We start from the raw sequence: 8,542 nt of genomic DNA, 5'->3' as shown, positions 1-8,542 counted from the left end.
GGCGTCGGCCGCGCGACCGGCCGCCGCGGACGCCCCCTGCGCCGCGCCGCCCGCCGCGCGAGCCTCGTCCAGCGCGCGCTGCGCGGCCGCCTTCGCCTGCTCGGCGGCGCTGACGGCACGGGCGGACGCCTCCGACGCGGCGGCTGCCTCGGTCGCCGTGACCTGCCCGGCCTGCCGGGCCTTCTCGGTCAGGCCGCGGACCGTCGCCATCTCCTGGTCACGTGCCCGGGCGACGTCCTGCCCGTGCACCAGGAACTCGTGGAGCTCCTCGGGGGTGCCCGCGAGGGCCGACTGCGCCGCCGCGTCGAGCGCGGCACCCGAGCTGTTGGGCGCCCCGGCGAGCATGGTCGCGACCATGAGCCGCTCGTCGGCGGCCTGGGCGAGCGGGAGCCCCGTCGACAGGAAGTCGGACCACGCCTCCGCGTCTCCCGCGAGCGCCTTCTGCGCCGCGGCCCGGGTCGCCGGCCCTCCGGCGTCGAGCGCCCGGGCGACGCGCAGACGCTCGTCCGCGGTCCACGCGGTCTTGTACCCGCCGTCGACGAACGCGCGCAGCGACTCGGCGGACCCGGCGAGCGCCGCGGTCGCGGCCGACCGGAGCGCGGGACCGTCGGTGCCGGCGAGCACCTGCGCCGACACCCGGTAGTCCGCGGCGACGGCGGTGCCGAAGCCGGACTCCACGAACGTGCGCAGGTCGGCGTCGGAGCCGACCAGCGCGGCCTCGGCGGCCCGCCGGACCGACGGGGTGCCCGTCGAGAGCAGGGAGACCACCCAGGGGCGCGCCTCCAGCACCTCGTCAGGCTCGGCCGCCAGGGCCGGGGTCGTGCCGAGCGTGACGCCCAGGACCACCGCCACCACACCAGCGCACAGCGCTCGCCACCCGATGCGTGCCACGAACTCCCCCTCCGGCGCGGCCGTCGTGGCTCCCCGCCACCACGACCGCGATCACCCAGCACCGACGACATCGACCAGGACCCGCTCGGACCAGCACGGCCAGAGGCAGGGCGACATCGCTGTCGGCAGCACCGGGACGTGACGGAGGGGGCATCCCGGCCGCGGGACGAGCGTCCTGCGGCGAGCGAGACATACCCCTCGGCGACGGATGTTAACCACTCCATGACCACGTTCGGCGGCATTCGGACGTCGTGGCGGTGAACAACTTCACCGCTGCCGCACGATCGCGGCAGCGGTGCCGCCCGCAGGAGGACCGCGGCGCCGGACCCGTTCGACCGGCCGGTGTGGGCGGGGGCGGGCACGATGGGGCCATGCGCCTGCCCGTGATGCCGCCCGTCGCTCCGATGCTCGCGAAGTCCGTCCCGACGATCCCCGACGTGGGGCACGTCGAGCCGAAGTGGGACGGGTTCCGGACGATCGTGTTCCGCGACGGCGACGACGTCGAGCTCGGCAGCCGCAACGAGAAGCCGATGACGCGCTACTTCCCGGAGCTCGTCGAGGCGATCAAGGCGAACACCCCGGAGCGGTGCGTCCTGGACGGGGAGATCGTCGTCGTCACGGGCGACCGGCTGGACTTCGACGCGCTGCAGCAGCGCATCCACCCGGCGGCGAGCCGCGTGAAGCTCCTGAGCGGGACGACACCCGCGAGCTTCGTGGCGTTCGACCTGCTGGCGCTGGGCGACGACGACTGGACGCAGCGACCGTTCGGCGACCGGCGTGCGGCGCTCGTCGACGCGTTGAAGGACGCGCGCGACCCGGTGTTCGTGACGCCCGCGACGGGCGACCTCGCGGAGGCGCAGGACTGGTTCACCCGGTTCGAGGGTGCGGGACTCGACGGGGTCGTCGCGAAGCCGCTCGACGGCACGTACCAGCCGGACAAGCGGGCCATGTTCAAGATCAAGCACGAGCGGACCGCCGACTGCGTGGTGGCGGGGTTCCGCTGGCACAAGTCCGGCGACGTCGTGGGGTCGCTGCTGCTGGGGCTCTACAACGAGGCGGGCGACCTGCAGCACGTGGGCGTCAGCGCGTCGTTCCCGATGGCGCGCCGCAAGACGCTGCTCGACGACCTCGCGCCGTACCGGGACGTGTCGCTCGCGGAGCACCCGTGGGGGCGCTGGGCGGACGCCGAGGCGCACGCGGGCAACCGGCTGCCGGGCGCGGTGAGCCGGTGGAACGCGACGAAGGACCTGTCGTTCGTGCCGCTGTCGCCGGAGCTCGTGGTCGAGGTCGCGTACGACCACATGGAGGGCGACCGGTTCCGGCACACCGCGCAGTTCCGCCGCTGGCGCCCGGACCGTGACCCCGAGTCGTGCACGTACGCACAGCTCGAGACCCCCGTGACGTTCGACCTCGCGGAGATCCTCGGCCGCTGACGTGCCGAGGCGGTACCCGGCGGCCGCACGGAGAGCGGGTCTAGCGACGGCCGTCCACGACCGCGACGATCGCGTCGAACCACTCCCTGATCGAGACGCCGTCACGCCGCGGGTCGTAGGAGACGGTGGTCGAGACGATCCAGGCCGACGCCGGCACCTCACCGTCGCCGGCGTCGTCGAGCAGCCGGACGATCTCGCGTCGCAGGCCACCGACGACCTCCTCCCCCTCGGCCCGCACGAACGCGCGGACGACGTCGAGGGGGTCGTCCGCGTCCAGGTCGTGGTCCTGGTGGAAGTAGGCCTCGGCGAGATAGCGGATGTCGTCCCGCGGACGTGGACGGCGCCGCCCGTGACTCTGCCCCACCCGGCCCCCTCGGCTCAGCACACCCCGTCGCCGCTGTTCGGCGGCTCGTCGCCGCACCCTAGCGCTCGTCATCGGCGCGGTGACCGCACCCCGGCCCGCGAGCGGCGCCCGCGATCGTCAGCGGGCGAGGCGGCGGACCGCGTCGAGGACCACGTCGGGCAGGTCCGGGTCGGCGAGGACGCGGAAGTGACCGGGGGTCCGCAGCTCGACGTTCTGCGCACCGGCGAGCATCGACCCCTCGGGTACGTGCGGGTCCCAGCGCGAGAAGACGGAGACGATGCGCTCGTCGACGTCGACGACGCGCGCGAGCCCGACGATGTCGGGGTGGTCGGGTCGGAAGATCCGGAGGGACCGCAGCGGGAGGAGCCGGGCGAGCCGGGACCCTGCGAACGGTGTGGCGACGGCCACGACGCCGCACACCCGGTCGGCGACGGCGGGCTCGCTGAGCAGCCGCTTGCCGACGAGCCCGCCCTTGGAGTGCGCGACGACGACGACGTCGCGCAGGTCGCGGTCGAGGATCAGCTCGGCGACGACCCGGGCAGCCTCGGCGAGGTCCTGCACGTGGTAGCCGAGGCCGGGCACGACGTGCACCGGGTGCCCGGCCTGGAAGAGCCGGTGCGCGAGCGGCTGGAGGAACGGCCACGGCTCCATGACGCCGGGGACGAGGACGACCTCGGGCGTCGTCGGCCGGTCGGGCTGCAGGTAGCGGTCGGGCTCGCCGGGGTGCAGCACGCCGAGCACCTGGTACCACCCCGCGTAGGCGTAGTCGGCGACGCGCCACCAGGTGCGCCGCACGACGTCACCCGGCAGGGCGCGGCCGAGGGCGTCGCTCCCGGGCCGGTCCGGCGGCGGCGGTGAGGTGGTCACGACCGGACCACGTGCGCGCCGCTCGACGTCCCGCCGCGGCAGACCTCCGCAACGACGGCGGCCTGCGCGTACTGGACGACGTGCGCGGCGTCCGGCACGACGAGCGCGCGACCGTCGGGGGCGGTGTCGGCGAGCCGGCGGACCCACGCGTCGGACGCGATCGGGTCGCGCGCGCCGCGGACGACGACCACTGGGCAGCGGGTCTCGGCGACCGCGGCGTCGGTCGCGAAGTCGAGCATGTGGGGCAGCTGCCGGGCGTACCGCCGGACGCCCGCCCGGAGGTAGTCGCTGAAGACGATGGCGTTCGCCCGGAGCGGCTCGTGCACGGAGTCCCTCGCGAGCCGCAGGGCCTGCGCGACGGCGGTGGGCGCGCTCGGGTCGACGACCGGCCCGAGCAGCACGACGCGCTCCGCGACGTCGGGGTGCCGGCGCGCGGCCTCGGCCACGACCTGCGCCCCCATCGAGTGACCCGTGAGGACGGCGCGCCGGACGCCGTGCGCGGCGAGCTGCTCGACGAGCCCGTCCGCGAGCTCCGAGATGCTGGGGGCTTCGTCGGGCCGGGGCGAGCGCCCGAAGCCGGGCAGCTCGGGCACGAGGACGTGCGCGTCGGCGGAGAGGGCGCGTGCGAGAGGGCGGAAGTACCGGGCGGAGACGCCGATGCCGTGCACGAGCACCTGCGTCGTCGTCCCACGGGGGCTGCCGTGCTGCTCGATCGCCCACGGGAGCGCCGAGGTGGTGCGGGCAGCGCTCGTGGTCATGCCCTGATCGTCGTCGCGCGCACGTGCGGACGCACGGCGAGGGACACGTCCGGACGGGTGAGAAGGACCACGTCTCAGCGGTCGCGGAGCTCCCGCATGGCGCGCTGCGCCTCCATGTTGTCCTGCCGCTCGCGCAGGGCCTGGCGCTTGTCCCAGTCCTTCTTGCCGCGGGCGAGCGCGATCTCGACCTTCGCGCGGCCGTCGAGGAAGTACAGCGCGAGAGGCACGATGGTGTGGCCCTTCTCGCGCGTGCGGGACTCGAGCCGGTCGATCTCCTCGCGGTGCAGCAGCAGCTTGCGCTTGCGCCGCGGCGCGTGGTTGGTCCAGGTGCCCTGCGAGTACTCGGGGATGTGCACGCCGTGCAGGTAGGCCTCGGACCCCTCGATCTCGCACCAGCCGTCGACGAGCGACGCGCGCCCGGCGCGGAGCGCCTTGACCTCGGTGCCGGTGAGGACGACGCCGGCCTCGAACACGTCCTCGATGGTGTAGTCGTGCCGGGCCTTGCGGTTCGCGGCCACGAGCTTGCGCCCTGTCTCCTTGGCCACGTCCCGGCCTCCGTCCGTCGTTCGTCGAGCGGGGCGACGATCGCCGCCCGCCGCTCAGCAGTGCCGCAGCAGCCTACCCGCCACCCCGGGACCCACCACCGCTTTACGCCACCGGCGCAGCGGACGGGAGCCGCGGGACCGTCAGAGGCCGAGCAGCGGCCGCGGGTTCGTCGTCGCGCCGTTGACGTACACCTCGAAGTGCAGGTGGCACGCGGCCGACGTCCCGGTGTTGCCCGAGTAGCCGATGAGCTGCCCGCGCTCGACGCGCTGACCGGTCGCCACCGCGAACGACGTGAGGTGGTTGTACGACGCGGACACGGCGTTGCCGTTGACGAACCCGCTGTCGATCATCACCTGGTTGCCGAACCCGAAGCGCGTCTTCGCCCAGGTCACGGTGCCGGCGCGGCCCGCGTACACCTTGGTGTTGCAGTAGGTGCGCAGGTCGATCCCGGCGTGCAGGCGCACGTACCCGAGGGTCGGGTGCAGCCGCATGCCGTACTCGGAGGTCACGTACATCGGGCTGATGCTCGTGGGGTTGCCGAACAGACCCCCGCCGACGGGCCCGGGTGCGGGCTGCGGCCTGCCGGCGGCGGCGTCGCGGGCGCGCTGCGCCTCGATCGCGGCGCGCAGCTCGTTCTCGATGGCCTTGGCCTCGGCGTCCATCTGCGCGAGCGCGGCGGCGAGCGCGGACTTCTGCGACTCGAGCGACGCCTGCTGCGCCTGCTGCTCGGCGACGAGCGCGTCGAGGCTCGCCTTCGCGTCCGCGGCGGCCTCCCGCGCCTGGTCGGCCTCGACGACCTTCTGGTCGGCCTCGGCCTTGAGCTCGGCGATGCGGTCCTCGACCGCGTCGAGCCGCGCCTGCGCGTTGCGGTTGCTGGCCTCGGCGGCCTTGAGCGCGTCGAGCACCTGCGCCTGCGTGCGCAGCGCGGTCGAGACGAGCCCGTACTTCTGGACGAAGTCCTCGGTGCTCTGCGCGTCGAGGATGACGCTGACGCCCGACACCTCTCCCCCGCCGCGGTACGCCTCGCGCGCCATCTGCCCGATCGCCGCGCGCATCTTGGCGGCCTCGTCGGTGTCCGTCTGGATCTTGGCGGAGAGCGTGACCTGCTGCTCCTGGGCGTCGACGAGCCGTGCGGCGATGAGCGCCGCCTCGCGCTGCGCCTTCTCGAGCGCGGCCTTCGCCTCGTCGAGCTTCGCCTGGGCCGCGGGGATCTGCGCCTGCAGGTCGAGCAGCCTGCTGGCGGTGGCCTGCAGGTTCGCGTCGAGGCCCTCCATCGCCGCCTCGGCGTCGGCCTGCGCCTTCGCGTTCGCGGCGGCCCGCTGCTCGGCGGCCTTGCGGCGGTCGTCGATCGGGTCGGCGAGCGCGGGCGACGCGACGGCGATCCCCGCCACGAGCGCGAACGCGGCGAGCACGGCGGGCAGACGACGACGGGCCACGGTCACACCTTCGTGTAGCGGCTGAGGGTCACGAGCGACGAGATCGCCGCGAGCAGGATCGCGACGGCGATCAGCGCGGGCGCGACGGCGAGCACGTCGGCGGTGCTCACGTACGGGATCCAGCCGACGGACGCCCCGAGCCAGTCGGTCACGAGGTACTCGACCCCCAGCCAGAGGCCGCCGACGGCGAGCAGCGCGCCGACGGTCGCGGCGAGCGCACCCTCGAGCATGAACGGCAGCTGGATGAAGATGGTCGACGCCCCGACGAGCTTCATGATCCCGGTCTCGCGGCGGCGGCTCAGCGCGGACAGCCGGATCGTCGTCGTGATGAGCAGGACCGCGGCGAGCAGCATGACGGCCGCGAGCCCCCCGGCGAGCAGCGTCGCGCGGTTGAGCACGAGGAACAGCTTGTCGAACAGCCGTCTCTGGTCCTGCACCTCCTCGACGCCCGGGCGCCCCGAGACGACGTCGGCGACGACCTGGTACTTCTGCGGGTCGGTCAGCTTGATGCGGTACGACGAGTTCATGTCGTCGGCCGTCGCGGCGGACGCCCAGAACTGGTCGGCGAACTGCTCCTGGAACGCGGCGAACGCCTGCTCCTTCGTCTCCTCGTACACGTGCTCGACGAAGGGGGCGATCTCGGGGGCGTCGAGCGCCGTCCGGATGTCGGCGCGCTGCTCGTCGGTGACCTCGCCCGACGCGCACGTCGGTTCCGACGAGTTCTGCGGGCAGAGGAAGACGGAGACCTCGACCTTGTCGTACCAGTCGTCCTTCATCTTGCCGATCTGCAGCTGCAGCAGCGCCGCGGACCCGACGAACGTGAGGGAGACGAAGGTGACGAGGATGACGGACACCGTCATCGAGAGGTTGCGACGGAGGCCCTGGGCGATCTCCGAGAGGATGAACTGGACGCGCACGGCTCCCCCTCAGCGGTCCGAGCCGTAGACGCCGCGCGACTGGTCGCGCACCATCTGGCCGGTCGAGAGCTCGATCACGCGCTTGCGCATCTGGTCGACGATCTCGTCGTCGTGCGTCGCCATGACGACCGTCGTGCCCGTGCGGTTGATGCGGTCCAGCAGGCGCATGATCCCCAGGGAGGTCGTCGGGTCGAGGTTCCCCGTGGGCTCGTCGCACAGCAGGATGCTCGGCCGGTTGACGAACGCGCGCGCGATCGCGACGCGCTGCTGCTCACCGCCCGAGAGCTCGTGCGGCCGACGCTTCTCCTTGCCGGACAGCCCGACCATCTCGAGCACGTCGGGGACGGTCGTGAGGATGTGGTGGCGCGGCTTGCCGATGACCTGCAGCGCGAACGCCACGTTCTCGAACACCGACTTGTTGGGCAGCAGGCGGAAGTCCTGGAAGACGGCGCCGATCTGGCGGCGCAGGTGCGGCACGCGCCACGACGACAGCGTGCCGAGCTCCTTGCCGGCGACGAAGACCCGACCGGCCGACGCCCGCTCCTCGCGCAGCACGAGGCGCAGGAACGTGGACTTGCCGGAGCCGGACGCGCCGACGAGGAAGACGAACTCGCCGCGCTCGACGTCCAGGGACACGCGGTCCAGCGCAGGGCGGGCGCCGCGCGCGTAGACCTTGGTGACGTTCTCGAATCGGATCACTGCACCGGTGCGGCCAGGGTCGGGGAACGGGGTGCTGCTGCTGGCCTCGTCGAGCGTAGGCAGCGGCGTGGGGACACCCCCCGTGTGACACGCCGCACGCGACCTGTGAGTTCGTCGCCCGGGACGACGACGCGCGGGACGACCCGGACGAACTGCCCGAACCGGGCCCGTCCGGCGTGCGGGGCGGACGGGCTCAGCGGAGCAGCGGAGACAGCGGCGTCGTCAGCGACCGCGGCGTCAGCTCGGCGCTCGTCGCGCCCGTGATCGCCGCGAGCACGGTCTCGTGCGAGACCGCCGCCGCGTCGAAGGTCCCGTTGTTGCGCCCGTGCCGCAGCACGACGATCCGGTCCGACACCGCACGCACGTCGGTCATGTTGTGCGAGATGAGGATGACGCCGAGCCCGAGGTCGCGCAGCCGCTCGATGTGCACGAGCACCTCGGCGGTCTGCGCGACGGACAGCGCCGCGGTCGGCTCGTCGAGCACGACGATCCGCGGGTTGCCGATCAGGGTGCGGGCGATCGCGACGGACTGGCGCTGCCCCGCCGACAGGGTCGACAGGGGCGACCGTACCGACGGGATGCGGCTGTTGAGGTCGCGCAGCACCTGACGGGCGATCTGCTCCATGCGGGA

The 8,542-nt window shown here is 73.5% G+C and carries 10 protein-coding genes; 1 reads left to right on the top strand and 9 read right to left on the bottom strand.

Translation table 11 applies throughout. From position 1 onward, the window contains the following. Positions 1–852, bottom strand: an 852-nt coding sequence (locus KOV94_RS19955) for an ALF repeat-containing protein (RefSeq protein WP_218052988.1), incomplete at its 3' end; no start/stop codon positions are given. A gap of 410 nt (positions 853–1,262) precedes the next feature. Between KOV94_RS19955 and KOV94_RS19950 the strand changes: the two genes are divergently transcribed. Then, positions 1,263–2,324 carry an ATP-dependent DNA ligase gene (locus KOV94_RS19950; RefSeq protein ID WP_218052987.1) on the top strand — a complete coding sequence of 354 codons (1,062 nt, stop codon included), beginning with the start codon at positions 1,263–1,265 and terminating at the stop codon, positions 2,322–2,324. 40 nt (positions 2,325–2,364) lie between these two features. Here KOV94_RS19950 and KOV94_RS19945 read toward each other — a convergent pair whose 3' ends face one another. The 8 genes from KOV94_RS19945 to KOV94_RS19910 all read right to left on the bottom strand — a co-directional run. Then, positions 2,365–2,688 (bottom strand): contact-dependent growth inhibition system immunity protein, encoded by a 324-nt coding sequence (locus KOV94_RS19945; RefSeq protein ID WP_124342251.1) that lies wholly within the window; start codon positions 2,686–2,688, stop codon positions 2,365–2,367. 117 nt (positions 2,689–2,805) lie between these two features. Beyond that, on the bottom strand, positions 2,806–3,555 hold the full coding sequence (locus KOV94_RS19940) for an esterase/lipase family protein (RefSeq protein WP_235843379.1): 750 nt from the start codon (positions 3,553–3,555) through the stop codon (positions 2,806–2,808). Continuing rightward, positions 3,552–4,313, bottom strand: a complete 762-nt coding sequence (locus KOV94_RS19935; RefSeq protein ID WP_124342252.1) for an alpha/beta fold hydrolase — start codon at positions 4,311–4,313, stop codon at positions 3,552–3,554. The genes KOV94_RS19940 and KOV94_RS19935 overlap by 4 nt, the downstream gene beginning before the upstream one ends. 74 nt (positions 4,314–4,387) lie before the next feature. Continuing rightward, positions 4,388–4,858: an SsrA-binding protein SmpB gene (gene smpB, locus KOV94_RS19930; RefSeq protein ID WP_124342253.1), complete on the bottom strand. Its 471-nt coding sequence runs from the start codon at positions 4,856–4,858 to the stop codon at positions 4,388–4,390. A 141-nt stretch (positions 4,859–4,999) separates the two neighbouring features. After that, positions 5,000–6,295: a peptidoglycan DD-metalloendopeptidase family protein gene (locus KOV94_RS19925; RefSeq protein ID WP_124342254.1), complete on the bottom strand. Its 1,296-nt coding sequence runs from the start codon at positions 6,293–6,295 to the stop codon at positions 5,000–5,002. A 2-nt stretch (positions 6,296–6,297) separates the two neighbouring features. Continuing rightward, entirely contained in the window at positions 6,298–7,212 is a 915-nt protein-coding gene (gene ftsX, locus KOV94_RS19920; protein WP_124342255.1) for a permease-like cell division protein FtsX, read from the bottom strand. A 9-nt stretch (positions 7,213–7,221) separates the two neighbouring features. Further along, on the bottom strand, positions 7,222–7,911 hold the full coding sequence (gene ftsE / locus KOV94_RS19915) for a cell division ATP-binding protein FtsE (RefSeq protein ID WP_124342256.1): 690 nt from the start codon (positions 7,909–7,911) through the stop codon (positions 7,222–7,224). Between the two features lie 193 nt (positions 7,912–8,104). Beyond that, the coding region (locus tag KOV94_RS19910) for an ATP-binding cassette domain-containing protein (protein ID WP_218052986.1) at positions 8,105–8,542 on the bottom strand (438 nt) is incomplete at its 5' end.

Origin of the sequence: Cellulomonas algicola, assembly GCF_019024305.1 — a bacterium.
Classification (GTDB): domain Bacteria; phylum Actinomycetota; class Actinomycetes; order Actinomycetales; family Cellulomonadaceae; genus Cellulomonas; species Cellulomonas algicola.
The sequence above is the reverse complement of the archived record's forward strand: the minus strand, read 5'-3'. Positions and strand labels throughout refer to the sequence as shown.